The organism is Leucobacter tenebrionis (assembly GCF_019884725.1).
Taxonomy (GTDB): Bacteria; Actinomycetota; Actinomycetes; order Actinomycetales; family Microbacteriaceae; genus Leucobacter; species Leucobacter tenebrionis.
This window is the reverse complement of the sequence record NZ_CP082322.1, coordinates 2,751,813-2,771,783: the sequence shown is the minus strand read 5'-3', so window position 1 is coordinate 2,771,783 and position 19,971 is coordinate 2,751,813. Positions and strand designations below refer to the sequence as shown.

General features: G+C 69.7%; 21 protein-coding genes. 12 read left to right on the top strand and 9 right to left on the bottom strand.

What is annotated here, in order from left to right; genetic code table 11:
* Window positions 1–35: 35 nt before the first annotated feature.
* The 3 genes from KVY00_RS12735 to KVY00_RS12725 all read right to left on the bottom strand — a co-directional run bounded on the left by KVY00_RS12735 (window position 36) and on the right by KVY00_RS12725 (window position 2,561).
* The gene (locus KVY00_RS12735; RefSeq protein ID WP_394358249.1) at window positions 36–1,250 is read right to left on the bottom strand and encodes an acyl-CoA dehydrogenase family protein; all 1,215 of its coding nucleotides are present in this window, start codon (window positions 1,248–1,250) and stop codon (window positions 36–38) included.
* A gap of 34 nt (window positions 1,251–1,284) precedes the next feature.
* Entirely contained in the window at window positions 1,285–2,229 is a 945-nt protein-coding gene (locus KVY00_RS12730) for a DUF808 domain-containing protein (protein WP_223043251.1), read from the bottom strand.
* 89 nt (window positions 2,230–2,318) lie between these two features.
* Window positions 2,319–2,561 carry a hypothetical protein gene (locus KVY00_RS12725; RefSeq protein WP_223043250.1) on the bottom strand — a complete coding sequence of 81 codons (243 nt, stop codon included), beginning with the start codon at window positions 2,559–2,561 and terminating at the stop codon, window positions 2,319–2,321.
* Between the two features lie 174 nt (window positions 2,562–2,735).
* On the opposite strand from KVY00_RS12725, the gene KVY00_RS12720 reads away from it, so the two are divergent.
* From KVY00_RS12720 to KVY00_RS12680, 9 genes are all read left to right on the top strand, one after another.
* On the top strand, window positions 2,736–4,259 hold the full coding sequence (locus KVY00_RS12720) for a sensor histidine kinase (protein WP_223043249.1): 1,524 nt from the start codon (window positions 2,736–2,738) through the stop codon (window positions 4,257–4,259).
* Window positions 4,256–4,918, top strand: coding sequence for a response regulator transcription factor (locus KVY00_RS12715; RefSeq protein WP_223043248.1), 663 nt, complete (start codon window positions 4,256–4,258; stop codon window positions 4,916–4,918). Before KVY00_RS12720 ends, KVY00_RS12715 begins: the two co-directional genes overlap by 4 nt.
* A 191-nt stretch (window positions 4,919–5,109) precedes the next feature.
* Window positions 5,110–6,288 (top strand): glycosyltransferase family protein, encoded by a 1,179-nt coding sequence (locus tag KVY00_RS12710; protein ID WP_223043247.1) that lies wholly within the window; start codon window positions 5,110–5,112, stop codon window positions 6,286–6,288.
* Window positions 6,278–7,522: a glycosyltransferase gene (locus KVY00_RS12705; RefSeq protein WP_223043246.1), complete on the top strand. Its 1,245-nt coding sequence runs from the start codon at window positions 6,278–6,280 to the stop codon at window positions 7,520–7,522. The genes KVY00_RS12710 and KVY00_RS12705 overlap by 11 nt, the downstream gene beginning before the upstream one ends.
* A complete protein-coding gene (locus KVY00_RS12700) occupies window positions 7,522–8,688 on the top strand; it encodes a glycosyltransferase family 4 protein (RefSeq protein ID WP_223043245.1) in 1,167 nt (388 codons plus the stop codon). The genes KVY00_RS12705 and KVY00_RS12700 overlap by 1 nt, the downstream gene beginning before the upstream one ends.
* Window positions 8,685–10,508, top strand: coding sequence for an ABC transporter ATP-binding protein (locus tag KVY00_RS12695; protein ID WP_223043244.1), 1,824 nt, complete (start codon window positions 8,685–8,687; stop codon window positions 10,506–10,508). Before KVY00_RS12700 ends, KVY00_RS12695 begins: the two co-directional genes overlap by 4 nt.
* On the top strand, window positions 10,505–11,617 hold the full coding sequence (locus tag KVY00_RS12690; RefSeq protein WP_223043243.1) for a phosphotransferase family protein: 1,113 nt from the start codon (window positions 10,505–10,507) through the stop codon (window positions 11,615–11,617). The genes KVY00_RS12695 and KVY00_RS12690 overlap by 4 nt, the downstream gene beginning before the upstream one ends.
* Window positions 11,614–12,741, top strand: a complete 1,128-nt coding sequence (locus KVY00_RS12685) for a phosphotransferase (RefSeq protein WP_223043242.1) — start codon at window positions 11,614–11,616, stop codon at window positions 12,739–12,741. Before KVY00_RS12690 ends, KVY00_RS12685 begins: the two co-directional genes overlap by 4 nt.
* 43 nt (window positions 12,742–12,784) lie before the next feature.
* Window positions 12,785–13,147: a hypothetical protein gene (locus KVY00_RS12680; protein ID WP_223043241.1), complete on the top strand. Its 363-nt coding sequence runs from the start codon at window positions 12,785–12,787 to the stop codon at window positions 13,145–13,147.
* Between the two features lie 35 nt (window positions 13,148–13,182).
* Here KVY00_RS12680 and KVY00_RS12675 read toward each other — a convergent pair whose 3' ends face one another.
* From KVY00_RS12675 to KVY00_RS12650, 6 genes are all read right to left on the bottom strand, one after another.
* The gene (locus tag KVY00_RS12675; protein ID WP_223043240.1) at window positions 13,183–14,526 is read right to left on the bottom strand and encodes a UDP-glucose dehydrogenase family protein; all 1,344 of its coding nucleotides are present in this window, start codon (window positions 14,524–14,526) and stop codon (window positions 13,183–13,185) included.
* A gap of 132 nt (window positions 14,527–14,658) precedes the next feature.
* Window positions 14,659–15,777: a fatty acid desaturase family protein gene (locus tag KVY00_RS12670; protein WP_223043239.1), complete on the bottom strand. Its 1,119-nt coding sequence runs from the start codon at window positions 15,775–15,777 to the stop codon at window positions 14,659–14,661.
* A 197-nt stretch (window positions 15,778–15,974) separates the two neighbouring features.
* On the bottom strand, window positions 15,975–16,517 hold the full coding sequence (locus KVY00_RS12665; RefSeq protein WP_223043238.1) for a YaeQ family protein: 543 nt from the start codon (window positions 16,515–16,517) through the stop codon (window positions 15,975–15,977).
* Between the two features lie 91 nt (window positions 16,518–16,608).
* Window positions 16,609–17,067 carry a hypothetical protein gene (locus KVY00_RS12660; RefSeq protein ID WP_223043237.1) on the bottom strand — a complete coding sequence of 153 codons (459 nt, stop codon included), beginning with the start codon at window positions 17,065–17,067 and terminating at the stop codon, window positions 16,609–16,611.
* 196 nt (window positions 17,068–17,263) lie between these two features.
* Window positions 17,264–17,629, bottom strand: a complete 366-nt coding sequence (locus KVY00_RS12655) for a hypothetical protein (RefSeq protein WP_223043236.1) — start codon at window positions 17,627–17,629, stop codon at window positions 17,264–17,266.
* Window positions 17,630–17,723: 94 nt separating this feature from the next.
* On the bottom strand, window positions 17,724–18,083 hold the full coding sequence (locus KVY00_RS12650) for a hypothetical protein (protein ID WP_223043235.1): 360 nt from the start codon (window positions 18,081–18,083) through the stop codon (window positions 17,724–17,726).
* Window positions 18,084–18,309: 226 nt separating this feature from the next.
* On the opposite strand from KVY00_RS12650, the gene KVY00_RS12645 reads away from it, so the two are divergent.
* The 3 genes from KVY00_RS12645 (at window position 18,310) to KVY00_RS12635 (ending at window position 19,884) form a co-directional block, all read left to right on the top strand.
* Window positions 18,310–18,450 carry a hypothetical protein gene (locus KVY00_RS12645; RefSeq protein ID WP_223043234.1) on the top strand — a complete coding sequence of 47 codons (141 nt, stop codon included), beginning with the start codon at window positions 18,310–18,312 and terminating at the stop codon, window positions 18,448–18,450.
* Window positions 18,447–19,442: a pirin family protein gene (locus KVY00_RS12640; RefSeq protein ID WP_223043233.1), complete on the top strand. Its 996-nt coding sequence runs from the start codon at window positions 18,447–18,449 to the stop codon at window positions 19,440–19,442. Before KVY00_RS12645 ends, KVY00_RS12640 begins: the two co-directional genes overlap by 4 nt.
* A 64-nt stretch (window positions 19,443–19,506) precedes the next feature.
* A complete protein-coding gene (locus KVY00_RS12635) occupies window positions 19,507–19,884 on the top strand; it encodes a GNAT family N-acetyltransferase (protein WP_255572639.1) in 378 nt (125 codons plus the stop codon).
* Window positions 19,885–19,971 lie beyond the last annotated feature (87 nt).

The window sequence follows — 19,971 nt, the reverse complement described above, 5'->3', positions numbered from 1 at the left end:
GGGCTCTCTGCCCCGCGATCCGCCCCACATGCGCATCAGGTGTCGAGCAGTGCGGCCGCGAACATCGGCCTCGCGGCATCGGCGCCCGGCGGGTGGAACAGGCTCGCCGCCGCGTCGCGATAGAGCCGGGCTGCCTCGTGGTCGGCGTCGAACCCCGCACCGCCGCAGCAGACGAGCGCGGTCTCGGCGCACCGCCGAGCCGCGTCGCCCGCGTTGAGCCTGCTGCTGACGAAGCGGAGCGGCCAGCTCTCGCCGTGGTCGACGAGCTCATCGAGGTCGCGGGTCGTCGCGTCGAGCTGCGCCGGCACCGTCATGAAGTCGCGGTAGGCGTCGGCGAGGCGGGTTCGGTGCTCGGGGATCTCGGCGAGGCTCGTGTCGCGGCGGGCGGATCGGCGCTGCTCGAGCCCCTGCGCGGCCACGTCGAGCGCGCGCCTCGCCACCCCCGCGTAGACGGAGGCGACCAGCAGCTGGAAGTTGCCGGCGATCGCGAAGGTCAGCAGGTCGGGGTAATCCCCCGCCGGAATGCGCCGCACCACGCGGTCGGCGGGCATCGGCGCGCTCTCGAGCACGGTCGCCCGGCTGTGCGACGCCCGCATGCCGAGCACGTTCCAGCGGTCCGACACCGCGACGCCGCCGCCCTCGCGCTCGAGGAAGCCGAAGACGAGCGCGGGTTGCTCGGCGTCGCTCTCGTCGAGTCCGTGCACGATGAGCCGGGTCCAGGCCGGTGAGAGCGAGGTGAAGATCTTGACCCCGGTGAAGAGGTAACCGCCTTCGCCATCGGGTTCGGCCCTCGTGCCCGATCCCTGCAGCACCCAGTCGTTCCCCGGCTCGCTGATGCCGAACGCGAAGATCTCGCCCCCCTTCGCCTCCTCGAACACGCGAGCGAGCGATCGGTCGCCGCGAGCGAACATGGCGTACGCCACGCCCGTGCACATGAGGTGCATGTTGATCGCGAGCGCGGTGCCCGGGGCTGCGGTGGCGAGCCTCTGCTGCAACCGCGACACCTCGTGCAGGCTGAGGCCCGGGCCGCCGTACTCCTCGGGCACGAACAGCTCGAGGTAGCCTCGCTCGCGCAGCTCGGCGAGATCGTCGGCGCAGAAGCCGTTCTCCCGGTCGAGCACCGCGGCGCGCTCGCGGAAGCGAGTCAGCATTTCCTCGGGAAGATAGCGCTCGGCCAGCAGGGCGTGCCGCGCCTCTCGGTCGAGGGTCGGCTCGGGATCCGGGATCCGGTTCGTCGCGTTCTCACTCACCCGGTCATGCTATCGAGCCGGCGTTCAGAAGGGCCTACCGCGCGACGGGCTTCTTGAACCGCAGCCGTGCGATCACCGCGAGCACGGCGACGACCACCGCTCCCCAGATCAGGCCGAACACCGCCGAGAGGCCGCTGTCGATCAGCCAGGTGACGATGCCGGGGCCGTGCACCGCGTGCGTGATCGAGTGCAGCACCCCGTAGGGCCAGGGCACCCCGACCTCGGCGAGGTTGGCGAGCAGGATGTGACCGCCCACCCACAGCATGGCCACGACGCCGACGATGCTCAGCAGCCGGAAGACCACCGGCATCGCCTTCACGAGCCAGGTGCCGAGCACCTTCACCCAGCGCGGCCGACGCCGACGCATCCAGAACCCCGCGTCGTCCATCTTCACGAGCAGCGCGACCGTGCCGTAGACGGCCACCGTCATGAGCACGCCGACGACCACGAGGATCGCGAGCCGCATCAGCCAGGAATCCTCATCGATGTTGGCGAGCGAGATCAGCATGATCTCGATCGAGAGCACGAGATCGGTGCGCACCGCGCTCGACACGATCTGCTTCTCGTCCGTCTCGGTGCGCTCGACGACCTCCTCGACGGTGGGCTCGTGCCCGTGTCCGCGCAGGGTACCGATCCAGTGCCACACCTTCTCCGCGCCCTCGTACGCGAGATAGGTGCCGCCCACCAGCAGCAGCCAGGGGAACACCCACGGCGCCCACAGGCTGAGCAGCATGATGCCGACGATGATGCCGGCCTTGTTGATCAGCGACCCGCGAGTGATCTTCCACACCACGGGCAGCTCGCGCTTCGGGCTGATGCCCTGCACGTACTGCGGAGAGACCGCGGCGTCGTCGATCACCACACCCGCGGACTTCGCCGAAGCTTTGGCGGCTCCGGCTACGACGTCGTCGACGGACGCTGCAGCCGCCCGCGCGAGCACGGCGATGTCGTCGAGGAGGGCGAAGAAGCTACCGGCCACGGGGTTCCTTGCTGGTCGAATGAAATGGAGGGGCGGATCGCGATCCGCGACCCGCCCCTCAACTCTAGAGCTACAGCTCGCCGATTCCCTCAGTCTTCCTCGTCGGGCGTAGGAGTCTTCTCGCCCGTCTCCGGGTGTCGGACCAGTCCGGGATCCTCCATTCCGTGACGGGGGTTATCGATCTTGCCCTCGCGCCCGTAATCGACGGTGGCGCCATCGAGGATCGGACGATCCTGCGTACCCCCCTTCGGCGGAGATGTCGCGGTGCCCTTCCCATTGCTGGCCTCCGTCGCGGTTTCCTCGTGAATCTCGTTCTTGTCTGACTCCGTCATCTCAATCTCAACCTCCTCTGTCTTGGCGGCCCACGCTACGCGTGCGCGAGGGCCGATAAACACCCATTGACTCTGCGCGGAGCACGGGTTAGAGACAGTGCCGCCTGATGCGATCCTGCTTCAGAGGTCGCGTCAGCAGGCACACCTATTGGTGCGACCTCTTAGGCTGGGCCCATGACTTCGGGGCGAGGAGAGGGGCGTGCCCGGGCGAGACGCGCCTACCCGGTACGCGTGCGCATCCTCGCTGCGATCCTCGCCGTGACCGCCCTGGGACTCCTCGCCGCAGGCGGCATCGCCTTCGCACTGCAGCAGAATCGCATCGCGTCCTCGATCGACGATGAACTGCGGCAGGAGTTCGCGACGGTGCGAGCGCTGGTCGAGGGCCGGAGCCCGAATGACCCTCAGGACGGCGCGGCAGCGCCCGAGGCGGCCCAGGTCGACACCTCCTTCCCCACGACCGACGACCTCGTCTACGAGACCGTCCGCGTGGTCACGCCCCCGCTCGGAGGCGGAACACTCGGCGTCGTCGACGGCGAAGCTCGCTTCATCCCCGGCTTCACGACCCCGCTTCGTCTCGACTCGCCCGCCTTCATCGACGAGATCTCTGCGGCGACGAAGACGGGGACGACCGTGCTCGACACCGTCACGCTCGACGGCGTGGAGCTGCGCTACCTCGCGATCCCTCTGCGTGTGGAGGGGTCCGCTTCCGAGGGGGTCTTCGTCGCCGCGATCGATGTCGACGCCCGGCTGGACGATCTGAGATCGACGATGCTGGTCTACGCCTGGGTCGCGGCCGCCGTCGTGCTGCTCGTCGGCGTCGTCGGCTGGTTCGTAGCGGGGCGTCTCCTGCACCCGCTGCGCAGTCTGCAGCGCACCGCCGCCCGGATCTCGGCGGGCGCCCTCGACGAGCGCATCCCAGTGCGGGGCAACGACGATCTCTCCGAGCTCACTGAGACCATCAACGCGATGATCGCCCGACTCGAGGAGGCGTTCATCGGCCAGCGTCGCATTGTCAACGACGTGCGGCACGAGCTCGCCACCCCGGTGACGATCATCCGCGGCCACGTGGAGCTCATCGATCCGCTCGACCCCGACGACGTCAGGCAGAGTCTCGAGATCGTCACCGACGAGCTGAACCGCATGTCCGCGCTCATCGCGCAGATCGCTCACCTCGCCGACGCGGAACGCACCACCGCGCACAGGCCCCGGTGGGTCGATATCGGCGACCTCACCCGTGCCGTCTTCGAGAAGGCCCGGGTCATCGGCGATCACGAGTGGCGACTCGACTCCGTCGCCGAGGGACTGGTCTTCATCGACCCCTCGCAGATCACCCAGGCGTGGCTGCAGCTCGCCGACAACTCCGCGAAGTACTCACCCTCGGGCACTCCGATCGAGGTCGGCAGCGCTCTGGCAGGAGACGAGCTTCGCTGCTGGGTCGCCGACAACGGACCCGGGATCCCGGAGTCGGCGCGCTCCAGGATCTTCGAGCGATTCGGCCGGGCGGAGTCCAGCCGCGGCACCGCCGGATCGGGTCTCGGGCTGTCGATCGCCGGGGCGATCGTGAAAGCCCACGGGGGTAGGATCGGGCTCGACACCGAAGTGGGGCGGGGGTCGGTCTTCGCACTGGTGCTTCCTCGGAATGCAGGCGCGTCGCAGGAGGAGCCGGAGGGACAGGAAGACGAGAGGGGCGGCGGATGAGCAGGATCCTCATCATCGAGGATGAGCAGCGCATCGCGAGCTTCATCGGGAAGGCGCTGCGCGCAGCCGGCCACGCGGCCGAGATCGCGGCCAGCGGCGAAGAGGGGCTCGCCCTCGTCGAATCCTCCGAGTTCGCACTCGTGATCCTCGATGTCGGCCTGCCGGGCATCGACGGGTTCGAGGTGCTGAACCGCCTGCGCGCGACCGGTAACAACCTTCCGGTCGTCATGCTCACGGCCCGGGGCGCGCTGGAAGACACCGTGCGGGGACTCGACGACGGGGCCGACGACTACATCGTCAAGCCCTTCCGCGTCGACGAGCTGCTCGCGCGCGTGCGGGTTCGCCTGCGCGACGCCTCGCGCCCGGCGGAGAGCACGACGCCCTCCGTCAATGGAATCGACCTCGACCTGCGCACGCGGCGCGCGACGGTGGAGGGCCGGGAGGTCGAGCTGTCGGCCCGCGAGTTCGCACTCGCAGAGGAGTTCATGCGGCACCCTGACCAGGTGCTCAGCCGGGAGCAGCTCCTCAGCCGCGTCTGGGGCTACGACTACGATCCCGGTTCGAACGTCGTCGACGTCTACGTGCGATACCTGCGTACCAAGCTCGGCGAGCAGCGCATCGAGACCGTGCGCGGCGTCGGGTACCGTCTGGTCGGCTGAGGAACGGCGCGGGCCGCTGAATCCTGCGACTCCGCGTTGCAGTATCGCCGCGGAGCGGTGGGGCCGCAGGATACGGGAACGCGGCGACGATGAGAAAGCTCTCATCCGCCGCTCATGCCCGCCTCCCTCCCGCCCTGGATCGTAGAGACTGAGCATCGTGCTCCTCAGTCGCGGTGCGGGAGGGGCCCGACATGTCGATCCGAATCGTCCTGTACTCGCACGATTCAGCGGGACTCGGCCATATCCGCCGCAACCTCGCGCTCGCGGGTGCGCTGACCGCGGGAGTCGGCGGCGAGCCGGCGACCGGGCTGCTCGTCGCGGGGCGCCCCGAGGCGACGCGCTTCCCGCTCCCCGACGGCTGGGACTGGCTCGTGCTGCCGGGCGTACGACACGCACCGGAGGGTTACGCGTCCCGCGCGCTCGACGTGGACATCGAGACCGCTGCGGCGCTGCGCGGATCCGTGTTCCGAGCCGCGGTGCGCGCCTTCCGCCCCGACCTGCTCGTCATCGATCGTCATCCGCTCGGCGTGGCGCGCGAGCTCGAGCCCGCCCTCCGCATGCTGCGGACCGAGCAGCCGGACTGCCGCATCGTTCTGGGGCTGCGGGAGGTGCTCGACTCGCCCGCCGCCGCTGCCGCCGAATGGAGCGCGCTCGGCGGCAGCGCTGCCCTGCGACCGCTGCTCGACGCCGTGTGGGTGTACGGGGATCCGCGGATCCACGACCTCACGGCCAACGGCGAGCTGCCCGCCGGGCTGCGCGACCTCGTGACCCACACCGGGTACCTCGCCACCGGCAGAGTCGCCGGTCATCTCCATCGGATCGACGAGCCGTTCGTGCTCACGACCGTCGGCGGCGGATCCGACGGCCTGGAACTGGCGCTCGCCGCGGCCGCGGCCCCCGTGCCTGCCGGTCATAGGCACCTCGTCGTCACCGGCCCCCAGATGTCGACGGCCGACCGTAGCCGCGTCGCGGCCGCTGCTCGGCCCGAGGCCTCGGTCGTGCGCCGGGTGCCCGACGCGCTGCCGCTCATGCGGAGCGCCTCCGCAGTGATCTGCATGGGCGGGTACAACACGATCTGCGAGGTGATGAGCACCAGCACCCCGGCGCTCGTCGCTCCGCGTACCCGGAGACGGGCCGAGCAGAGGATACGGGCGGCCGCACTCGCCGCCGCGGGTGCGATCCAGACGATCGATGCGAGCCGGATCGACCCCGGCAGCATCGGTGACTGGCTCGCCGCCAACGTCGGCCGTTCCGCGACCCGGGAGAACATCGCCCTCGACGGGCTGTCGCGCATCCCGCACCTCGCGACCGCCCTACTCGAGGGGAGCCGGGAGCGCGTGCGCAGGGGAGGCGAACGAGTTGCCGTCTGAATTCGCGCCGAACCGCGCACGCGTCGGATACGTGGTGAAGGTCTACCCCCGCTTCTCGGAGACCTTCATCGTCTCCGAGCTCATCGCGCGCGAAGCCGCCGGGGAGACGTTCGAGGTGTTCGCGCTGCGCCCGTCCGACGACCCACGGTTCCACCCCGAGCTCGCGAGGGTCGCCGCCCCCGTCACGTACCTGCCGCGGCCGACCCGGCCGTCGGCGTTCTGGGAGACGATCCGCACAGCCGCCGCCGACCCTCATCTCGCGGCAGCCATCGGCAAGGCGCTGCCCGAACTGCTCGACGCCGACGCCGACGAGGCCGTGCAGGCCATCGCCCTTGCCGCGCACGCCCGCCGCGCGGGTCTCGAGCACCTGCACGCGCACTTCGCGAGCGGCGCGACGACCGTAGCGCGTCTCGCGAGCCTCCTCACCGGCATCCCGTACTCCTTCACCGCGCACGCGAAAGACATCTTCCACGACGACGTCGACCTCGAGCTGCTGCGCCGCAAGATCGCAGGCGCCCGCTATGTGGCGACCGTGAGCCGCTTCAACGCGCGCTTCCTGGGCAGGCTCGCGCCCGAGTACGCGGAGCGCATCCACCTCGTACCGAACGCGGTCGAACTCGATCGATTCCGGTATCGCGCGCCGATGCCCCACGAGGGCCCGCTGCGCATCGCAGCGGTCGGGCGCCTCGTCGAGAAGAAGGGCTTCGATGTGCTCATCGAGGCCGTGGCCGAGTTGCACGCCCGAGGTGTGCCGATGCTTGTCACCCTCGCGGGCGGCGGAGAACTGGCCGATCCGCTCTCCGAGCGCATCCGCTACCTCGGCCTCGAAGCGATCGTGCGCATGACCGGCCCGCTGCCACAAGACGGGGTCGCGGCCCTGCTGCGCGAGGCCGATGTGTTCGTCGCCCCGTGCGTCGTCGGCTCCGATGGCAACGCCGACGGTCTACCGACCGTGCTGCTCGAGGCGATGGCCTCGGGCGTGCCCTGCGTCTCGACCCGGGTGACCGGCATCCCCGAGGTGGTCATCGACGGCGAGACCGGACTGCTGTGCGAGCCCGGCGACCGAGACGGGCTCGTCGCGGCGCTCGAGCGCATCGCCACCGGGAGAACCGATGTGACGGCGCTCGCCCGCGGCGCGCGGGAACTGGTCGAGTTGCACCACGACGTGCGGCTCACGGCCGCACGGCACGCCGATCTGACCGCGGGCACCGTCACCCGGGCGGCGGTGTCGTGATGCGCGTCGCCTATCTGTGCGCCGACCCCGGCATCCCCGTTCTCGGATCGAAGGGGGCCTCCGTGCACGTGCAGCAGATCGTGCGCGCCTTCCTGAGGCGCGGGGACACCGTGACCGTATACTGCACTCGCCGCGGCGACGGAGACCCGGAAGCCCTGGGCGGGGCTCGGATCATCGAGCACGGCATCCCCCGCGGTGACGTGGCGGAGCGCGAGCGAGCCGTCGCGAAGGCCGCTGCCGCGCTCGCCGCACGGGCCGCCGATGACGGATGCGATCTCGTCTACGAGCGGTACTCCCTGTTCTCCGACGCCGCCGCGCAGGTCGGCGACCGGATCGGCGTCCCCTCCGTGGTGGAGGTGAACGCGCCGCTCATCGAGGAGCAGCGCACCCACCGCTCTCTCGTGGACGGCGCCGAGGCGGAGGCGTCCACGCAGCGCCTGTTCTCGCGCGCCTCCGTGGTCGCGTGCGTCTCGGGCGCCGTGGCCCGCTGGGCGTCCTCGCGGGGAGCCCCTGCCCCGCTCATCGCTCCGAACGGGGTCGACACCCGGAGCTTCTCATCCGCTCGGTTCCCCGATGGTCCGCTGCGGGTCGTGTTTCTCGGCTCTCTCAAACCCTGGCACGGCGTGGGCACCGCGATCGACGCGCTCGCGGGTCTCGACGGCGTCGAGTTCACGGTGCTCGGAGACGGGCCGGAACGCGAGGCCCTGGAGCAGCGCGCAGCCGAGACGGGTGCGTCTGTGCGCTGGCTCGGCGCCGTGCCGCACGCTCGCGTGGCCGAGGTGCTCGCGGGAATGCACGTGGGCCTCGCCCCGTATCCGGCCGAGGCCGACGACTATTTCTCACCCCTCAAGGTCTACGAGTACCTCGCCGCGGGGCTCGCGATCGTGGCGTCCGATTGCGGTCAGCTGCCTGCGATCCTCACCCACGGGCGCAACGGCCTGCTCGTGCCTCCCGGTGACCCCCGAGAGCTTCGCCGGGCAGTGCGCATGCTGCGCGATGACCGTGATCTGGCTCGCACCCTGGGAACCGCTGCTCGCGAGCAGGCCGTGGAGCGACACGACTGGGACCGGGTGCTCGCCGGCATTCTCGGCTCGCTCACGGCCGAGGGGCATACTCGCAGCCGATCCGCGCCCTCGCGATCCGCGCGAACGGAGAACAGCCGATGAGGCGGGCCGCCCCCACGCAGCCGGGCGCCCTGCGGCGCACGCTGTCTCTCGCGCGCCCGCACCTGCGCGGCAACCGCCTCCTGCTCACGGGCGGGGTGCTCGCACTGCTGGGCGAGGTCGCGCTGCGCGTGCTCGAACCGTGGCCGATCAAATTCGTCATCGATGCCGTGAGCGTCAGCCTCGGAGCCACAGGCGGTGCGAACGCCGGCACGGCGGGAGCCGGACTGCAGCTTCTGCTCTCCTGCGGACTGCTGCTGCTCGGCATCGTCGGACTCCGCGCCGTCGCCCAGTACTGCTCCACGGTCGCCTTCGCCCTCGCGGGCTCGCGGATCGCAACGCAGCTCCGCTCCCGGGTGTTCCAGCACCTGCAGTCGCTCGGACTGCGGTATCACTCGCGCGCTCCCCACGGCGACAACGTGCAGCGCCTCGTCGGCGATGTCGGGCGGCTGCAAGACGCCACTGTCACTGCCGGGCTGCCGCTGATCGGCAACGCGATCACCCTCGTCGTGCTGGCCGTGGTGATGGCCTTCATGGACCCGTTGCTCGCCGGCGTCGTCGCCGTCGCCGTGCTCGCCTATCTGCTGCTCTCGCGGCGAGGCGCACCGCGGATCGCCGCGGCGGCGAAGCGCACTCGACGCAGCGAGGGCGACCTGGCGAACACCGCAGCAGAGACGTTCGGGGCGATCCGCGTGGTGCAGGCGTACGGCCTCGAACCGCACCGCGGCCGGGCATTCGAGCAGGGCAACCGCCGAGCCCTCGGGCAGGGAGTCGCATCGAAGCGCCTCGCCGCCGCACTGGAGCGCGGCACCGATGTGATCGTCGGCGCCGGCCTCGCGCTCGTGCTCGTCATCGGTGGGCTCAGAGTGATCGAGGGAGCGCTCACCCCCGGCGACCTGGTGATCTTCACCACCTACCTCAAGCTCGCGCTCCGACCGCTGAAGGACCTCGCGAAGCACACCGGACGCATCGCCCGCGCCGTCGCCTCGGGCGAGCGCGTGGCGGATCTGCTCGACGAACCCGTCGACATCGCCGACAGGCCGGGCGCGCGCCCGCTTCGCGAGGTGCGCGGTTCGATCTCATTCACGGATGTGGACGTCGACGACGGGCGCGGACGGCCGCTCTTCCGCGGGCTCTCGCTCGAGATCCCGGCCGGGAGCTCGGTCTGCCTGCTGGGCCCGTCCGGAGCGGGCAAGTCGACCCTGGTCGGGCTCATCACCCGCGCGTCCGACCCGTTGCGGGGTGCTGTCGCCATCGACGGCGTGGATCTGCGCGAGGCCACGCTCGCCAGCATCCGCGGCAGCGCCTCGGTAGTGCTGCAGGAGTCGGTGCTGTTCGCCACGACGGTGCGTGAGAACATCCGCCTCGGCAGGCTCGAAGCGACCGATGAAGAGGTCGTCGCGGCCGCGCGCCGAGCGCTCGCCGACGACTTCATCAGGGCGCTGCCCGACGGGTACGATACCGAGCTCGGCGACCGCGGCGGCACGCTCTCGGGAGGCCAGCGTCAGCGGATCGCGATCGCCCGAGCGCTGCTGCGCGATGCGCCCATCGTCATCCTCGATGAGGCCACGACGGGGCTCGACCCGGCGTCCAAGGAGCAGGTATCGGCGTCGATCGCCGAGCTCACGGCCGGGAGGACCACGATCTCCGTGACCCACGATCCCGCGGCGATCCGCGGCGCGGATCGTATTCTCTGGATCGAGGACGGTCGCATCGTCGAAGACGGCGGGCCGCTCTCGCTGCTCGCCGACAGACAGTCGCGTCTCTCGCGCTGGATGCGCGCGACCGGCTCGGCAGCGCCCTCCGATCGGAGGCCGGCATGAGCGGGTCGTTCGCTATCCCGTCGGCGGCGGAGTCCCTGCGCGCTCTGGCGGCGCGGGACCCCGCGCTGCCCGACCTTCCTCTCGTGATCGACGGAAGGCTCCGCGACGAGGCGCTCGGCTTCGAGACGGTCGTCGAGCGGCTGCGCTACAAGCCCGGAGCGTCGGTCGTGGCGGCGGTACGCGCTCGCGAGGGCGGACGGTTCTGGGTCGTCTCGTACTCCGATCCGGTGAAGCTCGAGAAGAGCAGATCCCGGGCCAGGCTCGCGGGTGCCGAGGCGATCGTGCTCTCCCCGCGCGCTCTGGCGGGCCCGGCGCACGCCGACCGCCTGCTCGTCAGGCCGCTCGCGCGCGCGTTCGACGCCGCCGCACCGGCGTTCGGCGGGGCGACGGTGATCCGCTACAATCCCCTGCGCCGCCTCGTGCTGCGCGACGGGCGGCAGGCGCTCAAGATCACGGCCGATGCGGGATCGGCCTCGCCCGTCATCGCGAGGGTCCTCGCGGAGCGCGGCCTCCCCGTGCTCGTTCCCGAGCAACTCGCCGAGGGCGTTACGAGCTGCCCGTGGTGGGGCGTCGGCGACCTCTCCCACAGCAACGCGGCGGGGCTCGCTCGGCAGGCGGGCGAGGCGCTCGCCGGCGTGCACGCCCTCGCCCCCGACGGGTTGCCGCTGTCTGCGCTCGACCCCGCGAGGCTCACCCGCACCGCGATCACGGCGGTCACGGCGCTGCTGCCGCAGCTCTCCGGCCAGTTGGAACGTCTGGGGGCGACGCTCTCGGAACTGCGCGGGGGCGGCTCGGGCGTGCTCTCCCACGGGGATTGGTCGGCGGATCAGGTGCTCACCGACGGGCGAGAGGTGCGCATCATCGATCTCGATCGGGCGGTGGCCGCGCCGCCCGAATACGACCTCGGTACATACCTGGCCTGCGGCGGCGACCCGGCCCTGCTCGACGGCTATCGCGAGGCGGGCGGCAGGATCGATCGGCGCTCCCTCCCCGTCTGGCGATCGCTCGCCGTCCTGCTGCGGGCGACAGAGCCCTTCCGCAGCGGCGAGGCCGACTGGCCCTCGGGGATCGAGCGGGCGGTCGCCCGGGCCGAGGAGGCGCTGCTATGACTCCCTCGGCCGTCATCCCTGATCCCGGACCCCGCTCGGATCCCGCGCCCACGGCGGCGCCCACGCCGAATCCCGCCCTCGTTCCGGTTCCCGCGCCCGCCGCGGTCGTCGTAGCCGGGCGCGCGTGGACGATCGAGCGGGTGTGGCCCCCACGAGGCCTCGATCCCAGGCGCCCCCTCGAGGCGAGCCATCGCGGAACAGTGCGCGGCGGCTACATCGATGCCGCGGGCACCGTCGAGCTGCTCGCACCCGACGAGGATCCGGGGCTCCCCGCGCTCGGAGAGACCGTCGCGCATGGGCGCCTGATCTCCCATCGCCCGGGCAGACGGGCGGTGGTGCGCCTCGACTCGGGCGACGGTTACGCCAAGGTCGTGCCGCGCAAGCGGGCCCAGCGGATCACGGAGGCCCACGGGCGGGGCCGGGCGTTCTCGGCGGGCCTCCGTGTGCCGACGGTGGTGCCGACGGAGCTCGACAGCGCCTCGGTGGTCTGCTTCAGCCCGCTGCGAGGCAGATCCTTCTCGGAGATGGGGGCGGATCCCGAACTGAGCGACTCGGAGTGGCGTGCCGCGTGGCACTCCTGGTCCGAGGGCTGGCTGGCTGCGGCGGCCTGCGAACCGCCGTCGGAGCTGCCCGTCCACGACGTCGCCGAGGAGACCGCTGTGCTTCGTGAATGGGCGCTGCACGGTGCGGACGTGCTCGGCGCCTCCGTCGTGCGCACGGCCGAGCGCGTCGCCGCAGGACTCGAAGCCGCGAGTGCACCGTCGGCGCTGTCGCACCGGGACCTGCACGACGGACAGCTGCTGTGGCACCCCGACGAGGGCGTCGGCCTGATCGACCTCGACACCTGCGCCCGCGCCGATCCCGCCCTCGATCTCGGCAACCTCGCGGCGCACGTCGAGTTCGCCGTGCGCCGGGGGAACTGGCCGCGGGAGCGGGCCGAGACGGCGCTCATCACTCTGGCGGAAGTCGCCGCAGCGATCGGGATCGACGCGACGCGCCTCACGGCGTGGCGCACCGCGTCGCTTCTGCGCGTCGCCTGCGTCAACGCACTGCGGCCATCCCGGCGATCAGCCGCGCAGCTGGTCTGGGAGCACATCGAGGCTGAGATGAGCGAGCGAACATGAGAGTCTGGAAGCGGATGCAACCGCAGCGAAGGAGCCGAGCACAATGGGCATGAAGCGGAACGGGATGCTGCTCGCCGGAGCGACAGCACTCAGCGCCGGAGCGATCCTCATCGGCGCCGTCAGCGTCGCCGCCGCGATGAACCCCGGCCCCCAGCGCACGGTCCTCGAGAAGGAGCCGTTCATCGCACCGTCGGCTCCGGCGACACCATCGCCGGAGCCCCCGGCCGATCCCGTCTCCGATCCCGTCTCGGAGGAGCCCCCGGCCGAGACGCCCGCGCCGCCGCAGACCGATCCGCAGCCCCAGGAGCCGGTGGCTCCCCCACCCGTCGACGTCTCCGATGACGATGACGACGACTGGGACGATGACGACACGGACGATGACCTCGACGACTTCGACGACGATTGAGAAGTCGCATCGATAGAGGCTTTCGTCGTCAGGCTTCAGGGACGCCCCATGCCGTAGTACTTCCAGCCTGCGGCCCTCCAGGCGGCCGCGTCGAGGCAGTTGCGTCCGTCGACGACCGCGCGGGCTGAGACGAGCGACGCCGCGTGCTCCGGAGAGAGTCCACGGCGGTACTCGTCCCACTCCGTGACCACGACGACGACGTCCGCATCGTTGAGCGTCGAGTCGAGGTCCGTCTCGTAGTCGAGCTGCGGATGGGTGCGGCGGGCGTTGTCGATCGCGGCCGGATCGGTCACTGTGACCCGGGCACCCAGTCCGCGCAGCCGAGAGGCGACGTCGAGGGCCGGTGAATCGCGCACATCATCGGAGTGCGGCTTGAAGGCCGCTCCGAGCACCGCGACGCGGCGCTCGTAGACGGAGCCGCCGCAGGCGCGGACGGCGAGCGATACGGCTCGCTCGCGACGGCGCAGGTTGATCGCGTCCACCTCGCGCAGGAACGAGAGTGCGCTGCCCCGGCCCAGCTCTTCGGCGCGCGCGACGAAGGCGCGGATGTCCTTGGGCAGGCATCCGCCGCCGAAGCCGATGCCCGCGCCGAGAAAGCGGCGGCCGATTCGCTCATCGTGGCCGAGAGCATCGGCTAGGCGAGTGACATCGGCGCCCGTGATCTCGGCGATCTCTGCCATCGCGTTGATGAACGAGACCTTGGTCGCGAGGAAGGCGTTGGCCGCGACCTTCACGAGCTCGGCCGTCGCGTAGTCGGTGACGAGGAACGGCGTCCCTCCCTCGATGGCGGGGGCGTAGACCTCGCGCAGCACGTCCGCGGCGCGGAGTCCGTCGGCGGTGGGCGCGCCTCGCGAGATCTCCTCGCCGCTCGAGACCGGCACTCCGACCACGATGCGATCCGGCGACACCGTGTCTTTCACCGCCCAACCCTCGCGTAGGAACTCCGGATTCCACACCACGGTGACGCCGAGAGGCGCCAGCCGATCGGCGAGATCCGCCGCGGTGCCGACCGGCACCGTGGACTTCCCGACGACGAGATCTCCCGGCTTCACGACCCCGCAGAGCTGTTCGACCGCGCGATCCAGGTGCTCCAGGTCGGCCCCCTGGCCGTCGCGCTGCTGCGGTGTGCCCACCGCGATGAAGTGCACGGCTGCATCGGCGGCATCGCGCATATCGGTCGAGAACCGCAGACGGCCGGACGCGAGACCCGCCTGCAGCAGGTCTTCGAGGCCCGGCTCGAAGAATGGGGCTTCCCCGCCCGAAAGCAGGCGGATCCGCCCCTCATCGACATCGATGCCGATCGCCTCGTGGCCGATGGACGTCATGGCCGCCGCATGCACCGCCCCGAGGTAGCCGCACCCGATCACGGAGATTCGCATCAGACCCCTTTCCCTGCATGGTGCCCGACGCTCGGTCGGCCTGGTGCCAGGATGGTGCGGGGCTCTTAAGGGCGCATGAGGCGTTTCTGAGGCCGTTCTCATGAACGGCGCGGATCGGGCCCCCTCGGCCGACTACGCGCGGCGGTACTGCGCGGTGATGGGGCAGTCGAACGGATCTCGGGCTGCGAGACCCACCCTGTTGAGGTAGTCGATCACGATCGCGTACGAGCGCCACAGCGAGGTCTCGGTGTAGGGGACGTCGAGGGTGCGGCAGTGCTCGCGCACGATCTCGCGAGCCTTCGCCAGGTTCGGGCGGGCCATGCTCGGGAACAGGTGGTGCTCGACCTGGTAGTTGAGGCCGCCCATGAGCCACGTCGCCCACCAGCCGCCGCGAATGTTGCGCGAGGTGCGCACCTGCTTGGTGAAGAAGTCGAGCTTCGCGTCGTGGGCGATCACGGGCATGCCCTTGTGGTTCGGGGCGAACGAGGCCCCCATGTAGACGCCGAACACCGCGAGTTGCACGCCCATGAACGCGAAGGCCATCCCCAGCGGGAGCAGCAGGAAGACGGGCAGCAGCACGACCGCGAACCGCGCCGCGATGATCCCGATCTCCGTCCAGCGCCCCTTCACCGGCCCGCGCCCGAAGAGGTACTTGAAGCTGTGGAGGTGGAGGTTGAGCCCCTCGAGCGTGAGCAGCGGGAAGAAGAACCAGCCCTGGCGCTTCGTGATCGCCCGCCGCAGGCCGCGCGCCTCGACCGCGTCCTCCTCGATGAACGAGATGGTGTCGACCTCGATATCGGGATCCTTGCCGACCCGGTTCGGGTTGGAGTGGTGGCGGGTGTGCTTCGAGTCCCACCACGAATAGCTCATGCCGATGGCCCCCGCGAGCACTCGCGCCAGGCGGTCATTGGCCGGGCCGAGGGAGAGGATCTGCCGGTGCGCGGCCTCGTGTGCGAGGAACGCGATCTGCGTGAAGATGATGCCGAGGGCTGCGGCGATGAGCAGTTGGAACCAGCTGTCCCCCAGCAGGATGAAGCCCGTGACGGCGCCCCCGAAGGCGAGCGCGATCGCTCCGCCGACCATCGCGTAGAACCACGGAGCTCGGCGCAGCAGCCCCGACTCGCGCACCACCTCGGAGAGGCGGCTGTACGCCTTCGCCACCGGCGGGAAGTCTTCGCGACGCGATCTCGTGGGCTGCAACGGGCCGAGGCCGTCGAGCCGACCCGTCTCGCGAGTGTGGGTGGACGTCATGCGCGGCACCTTGTTTCTGTGGGAACCGCACGGCATGCGACTCGGTGAAGCCAAGGGCGGGTGCCGATCGCTACTCTCACGCTATCGGCTGCACCATGCAGGGCCCTGCATGCGGCCTGATGCCCAGGGGATGCTCAGGCGATCCTCGGTTCGACGCCGGGATCTCCGTCGTTCCCGGCGGATCCGCCGGCGAGCACTCACGCGAGTCGATGCTCGTGGATCCGGGTATCGTTCGAAGCCCCGTTCAGTTCGAGATAGAGCTGCTGCTCGGTCACCGAAACCGTCATCGTGTTCCGTCTCGAGAGTTCGTTCACCGCGGTGTCGATGTACCCCGCGTCGAACGAGCGGAGCGGGATGCTCTCCGCTCGGTGAATCGTCTTCCCCTCCCACGACGCGAGAAGCTTCGCGGGATCGCGGTGCGTGTACACGGCCGCCCGGTCGGCGAGTTTGCTGCCGAAGTGGAGCCGCTGCGCGTCAGGAGCACCGATCTCGATCCATGCGGTGATGCGGCCGGTGAGATCCCGCACGAGCACCGCCGGCTCCTCCGTCGAGGAGACCCCGCCTGCGCCGAAGACGATGCCCTCCTCGTGCTCGAGGCAGTACGCGAGCACGCGCGTCATCATGAAGGAATCCGTCTCCGAGGGATGCCGGGCGACGCGCAACGAGAGCTCTTCATACACTCCGCGATCCACGTCCGCCAGCTGCACTTCGAAGGTGTGAATCGTCGCGCCGATAGCCATAACCCAGGAGCCTATCGGTGGTGGGGTACGGGTGTACCCCCGCGACTGCGCTCGGGACCCGCCCCGGTGTTGCCTCTCCTCGGTACTGCGGTTACTCGGCGCGGCGCAGCTGGGTGCCGACAACCGCGAGGAACACGCCGATCCCCGCCGCGAACGCGCTCACACCGTAGGCGAGCACCGACGTCATGAGCGAAGTGCGCAGCGCTGCCGCCGTCGAGAGCGAGGCGCTCTGGCCTCGCAGCTTGCGCTCCTCGTCGCTTCCCGATTCGACCTTGCGCAGGGCCTCGCTGATGTCGGCGAAGGTGCGCCCCTCCGCCCCGCGCTCGGCGTTGTTCTTGATGACGAGCGCCTCGACGTAGGCCGTCGCCGGATCCTGCACCGGCTTGCCGGCCAGCACGGGTGCGTTGCCCGGCACGACGATCTTCTCCTCGCGCAGCTGTTTGGTGACGGTGATCCAGGCACCGACGCCGGCTGCCGTGAACAGCGAACCCGCGGCGACCGCGAGCCCTCCTACGCGACGCAGGACGGAGGCAGAGGATGAGGAGGTCATCATTGATCCTTTCGTAGTCGAGATCGCCGGCACCGGCGAAACCAAGTCGAGCGCCCGACGTCTTCGCGGGCTGCCGCGCTCCGGCGATGACCGCGGCTCCGCCCAGTCTGGCAGATGTTTTCGAACCCGAGCCTGTGATGCGAACCTACAAGCTCGGCGCTGGCGCCTCCAGAGTGCTGCGACCGCCGGTCGGCGATCAGCGGTCGAACCGGCGTTCCATCTGCTGCGCCACCGCGTAGTGGTCGGCGTACTCGCGCCGCAGCTCCGCGCGCCTTCTCGCGCGGCTCAGCACCGACGACAGCCCGAACGCCACCACCATGACGACACCCGCACCGATCGTGATCAGGAGGTTCTCGGTGAATGCTCCCTCGCTGGACTCCGCCCATCCCATCAGCAGAGCGATGCCGAGGAACAGGACCGCGAGCGCCATCAGCCCGATGAGGTTGCACACCAGGCTGCCCAGTTTCGCGATCGTCGCGACCGGGTGCATGATGAACCCGATGACGAGCCGGATGACGAAGACGACCAGCATCACCAGCAGGATCACCAGGATGATCGGCATCGGGTCCCCTCCCCGTTTGCGCCCGTTGCACGAGCTGCATGTGTACGAATTCGCGGCGCTGCGGTTCGGCACCGCCGCCGTTTATGTCTTGGCTTCACGGTATCAATGAATCCGAGATTCGGGATAACCGGATGAGCTTTGAAGTACTCGTAGATGCAGGTCCAGACCGATTGAAGCCTTCCTGTTCCGGCCGATGCTCTTCGGAGGGGTCGAGGATCGCGATGTCCGTACCCCGCCCTTCGCGCGGGCGAGTCGGATCCTCCTCGTCGCCCCAGACGAGCTTGTCGAGGCGATCCCATCGCACCCTCGCGGCGGCGAATTCGGCTTCGGCCTCGGCGTAGAACTCACGCAGTTCCACCGCCTCGTCCGCACCGGCTGACTCAGCACACTCCCCTGCCTCGAGCGCGAAGAACTCCCGCTGCCCGAGAATGTCATGCCTGCGCACCTTCCCCATCACCCTGCTCGGAGCCGCAGGATCCCGCTCAACGCCACTGTAGACCTCTCGCACCGGTGTATACCTTGCTCACGGTGCGAGAGGTATACACCGGTGCGAGAGGTCTACATCAGCGGATGGACGTCGCGGTCTACCCCTGTCGAGTGAACAGACTTATGGATTGCGAGGTGCACCTTTCACGGACAAGGCTGCCCCGGTGCATACGCAGCGCATGAGGCGATCCGGAGTGACGCAGCAGAAGCTTGACCTGCTGCTAGCGTGGAGAGAGACTGACCTGTATACCCAGCGGGAGGCAGCGCGCCTCGCCACAGCCGAGGTGGGCGCCTCCGCACTGATCGATGACGATGGGCGCGCCGACCTCGCATGAGCAACCTTGACAAGAATCCTGATCTGATGGTGCTCGAGCCGGGCGCTCCGTGCACAGCGGTCGAAGTCCTCGAACCGCGTCTCGTGCCCCTCGGCGGGCCGCGCGCGATGACGGTCTACCGCACACTTCCTCAACGGACTCGCTCACTGATCGGAGCCTGGTGCTTCCTCGACCACTACGGCCCCGATGACGTCGCGAAGACGGGCGGGATGGTCGTGCCGCGACATCCGCACACCGGTCTCGCCACCGTGTCCTGGCTCTTCACCGGCAGTATCGACCATTACGATTCGGCGGGCAACGGCGCCGAGGTGAAGCCCGGTGAGCTCAACCTCATGATCGCCGGGAAAGGGATCACGCATCAGGAGATAAGCACCGACCGGTCTTCGATCCTCCACGGCGTCCAGCTCTGGTACGCCCTGCCCGAATCGACTCGCTTCAGCGAGAATCACTTCGTCCATTGGGTTCCCGATCCGGTCCGGATTCCAGGGCTGACCGCGCGGACCTTCATCGGCGAGCTCCTCGGAGCCTCTTCGCCGGTGGACACGCGCACCCCTGACCTCCTCGGGTCCGAGCTCATCATCGAGCCGGGAGCGTCGGTACGGCTGCCCGTGCGTCGCTCCTTCGAGCACGGGCTCCTGGCTGAAACGGGGCAGATCCGGGTCAATGGAACCGAAATCGAGCACCGGTTCCTGGCCTACGTTCCGGTCGGATCCGACACGATCCTCATCGAGGCCGGGCCCGAAGGGGCTCGCATCGTCCTCTTCGGCGGAGTCCCGCTGGGCGAACAGATCGTCATGTGGTGGAACTTCGTGGGGCGCTCGCACGACGAGATCGTCGAATTCCGCCGCCGCTACCAGGCCGAACTCGGCTTCGAAGCACCAGATCCGCGCGATGCCGGGAAGCCGGCGCTCTTCGGCGATTTTCCGCCGGGTCAACGTGACCCCCTGCCCGCTCCCGTTCTTCCGCTCACCCGATTACGACCCCGCGGCTGAGGACTGAGACGAGTAAGCCCAAGATCGCAGAGGAACCGACAACCCGCGGCAGAAGGGAGCGACCGTGCCAGACAATCGCTTCACCATTGAGAAGCAGACGGAGAGGGGTCGCTATGTGCTCATCGACAAGCGCCCCGAGGCGAACGCAGCCGCAGACGCACCCGGCCCCGTGGAAATCGGCGAGGAAGCCTACGTAGACGTCACCGACGACGAGGGGCGGATCGAGCGCGTGTTCTACCACACCGGCGTCTCGAAAGACTACGCCGGGCAGGGCCTCGCCTCCACGCTTGTGCGGACAGCCGTCGACGACGCCATCGTCGACGGGGCGAGGATCGTGCCGGTCTGTCCATACGTGAAGTCCTGGCTGCGCAAGCATCCCGACTATGCTGAACACCTCGTCGAACCTCGCGAGGACCATATCCGCGCGATCACGAGTAGTTAAGAGGAACACCGCCGTGTCCGTACAGACGCGGCCTGAAACCGCTCTCCGGCCCGTCCGCGGTCAGAACCAGGACATCCTCCCGCAGAC

Bases quoted from the DNA above. Each gene is read 5' to 3' on its own strand.
- KVY00_RS12725 (WP_223043250.1), bottom strand. From the start codon at position 2,561: ATGACGGAGTCAGACAAGAACGAGATTCACGAGGAAACCGCGACGGAG.
- KVY00_RS12720 (WP_223043249.1), top strand. From the start codon at position 2,736: ATGACTTCGGGGCGAGGAGAGGGGCGTGCCCGGGCGAGACGCGCCTAC.
- KVY00_RS12715 (WP_223043248.1), top strand. From the start codon at position 4,256: ATGAGCAGGATCCTCATCATCGAGGATGAGCAGCGCATCGCGAGCTTC.
- KVY00_RS12710 (WP_223043247.1), top strand. From the start codon at position 5,110: ATGTCGATCCGAATCGTCCTGTACTCGCACGATTCAGCGGGACTCGGC.
- KVY00_RS12700 (WP_223043245.1), top strand. From the start codon at position 7,522: ATGCGCGTCGCCTATCTGTGCGCCGACCCCGGCATCCCCGTTCTCGGA.
- KVY00_RS12695 (WP_223043244.1), top strand. From the start codon at position 8,685: ATGAGGCGGGCCGCCCCCACGCAGCCGGGCGCCCTGCGGCGCACGCTG.
- KVY00_RS12690 (WP_223043243.1), top strand. From the start codon at position 10,505: ATGAGCGGGTCGTTCGCTATCCCGTCGGCGGCGGAGTCCCTGCGCGCT.
- KVY00_RS12685 (WP_223043242.1), top strand. From the start codon at position 11,614: ATGACTCCCTCGGCCGTCATCCCTGATCCCGGACCCCGCTCGGATCCC.
- KVY00_RS12680 (WP_223043241.1), top strand. From the start codon at position 12,785: ATGGGCATGAAGCGGAACGGGATGCTGCTCGCCGGAGCGACAGCACTC.
- KVY00_RS12675 (WP_223043240.1), bottom strand. From the start codon at position 14,526: ATGCGAATCTCCGTGATCGGGTGCGGCTACCTCGGGGCGGTGCATGCG.
- KVY00_RS12670 (WP_223043239.1), bottom strand. From the start codon at position 15,777: ATGACGTCCACCCACACTCGCGAGACGGGTCGGCTCGACGGCCTCGGC.
- KVY00_RS12665 (WP_223043238.1), bottom strand. From the start codon at position 16,517: ATGGCTATCGGCGCGACGATTCACACCTTCGAAGTGCAGCTGGCGGAC.
- KVY00_RS12660 (WP_223043237.1), bottom strand. From the start codon at position 17,067: ATGACCTCCTCATCCTCTGCCTCCGTCCTGCGTCGCGTAGGAGGGCTC.
- KVY00_RS12655 (WP_223043236.1), bottom strand. From the start codon at position 17,629: ATGCCGATCATCCTGGTGATCCTGCTGGTGATGCTGGTCGTCTTCGTC.
- KVY00_RS12650 (WP_223043235.1), bottom strand. From the start codon at position 18,083: ATGGGGAAGGTGCGCAGGCATGACATTCTCGGGCAGCGGGAGTTCTTC.
- KVY00_RS12640 (WP_223043233.1), top strand. From the start codon at position 18,447: ATGAGCAACCTTGACAAGAATCCTGATCTGATGGTGCTCGAGCCGGGC.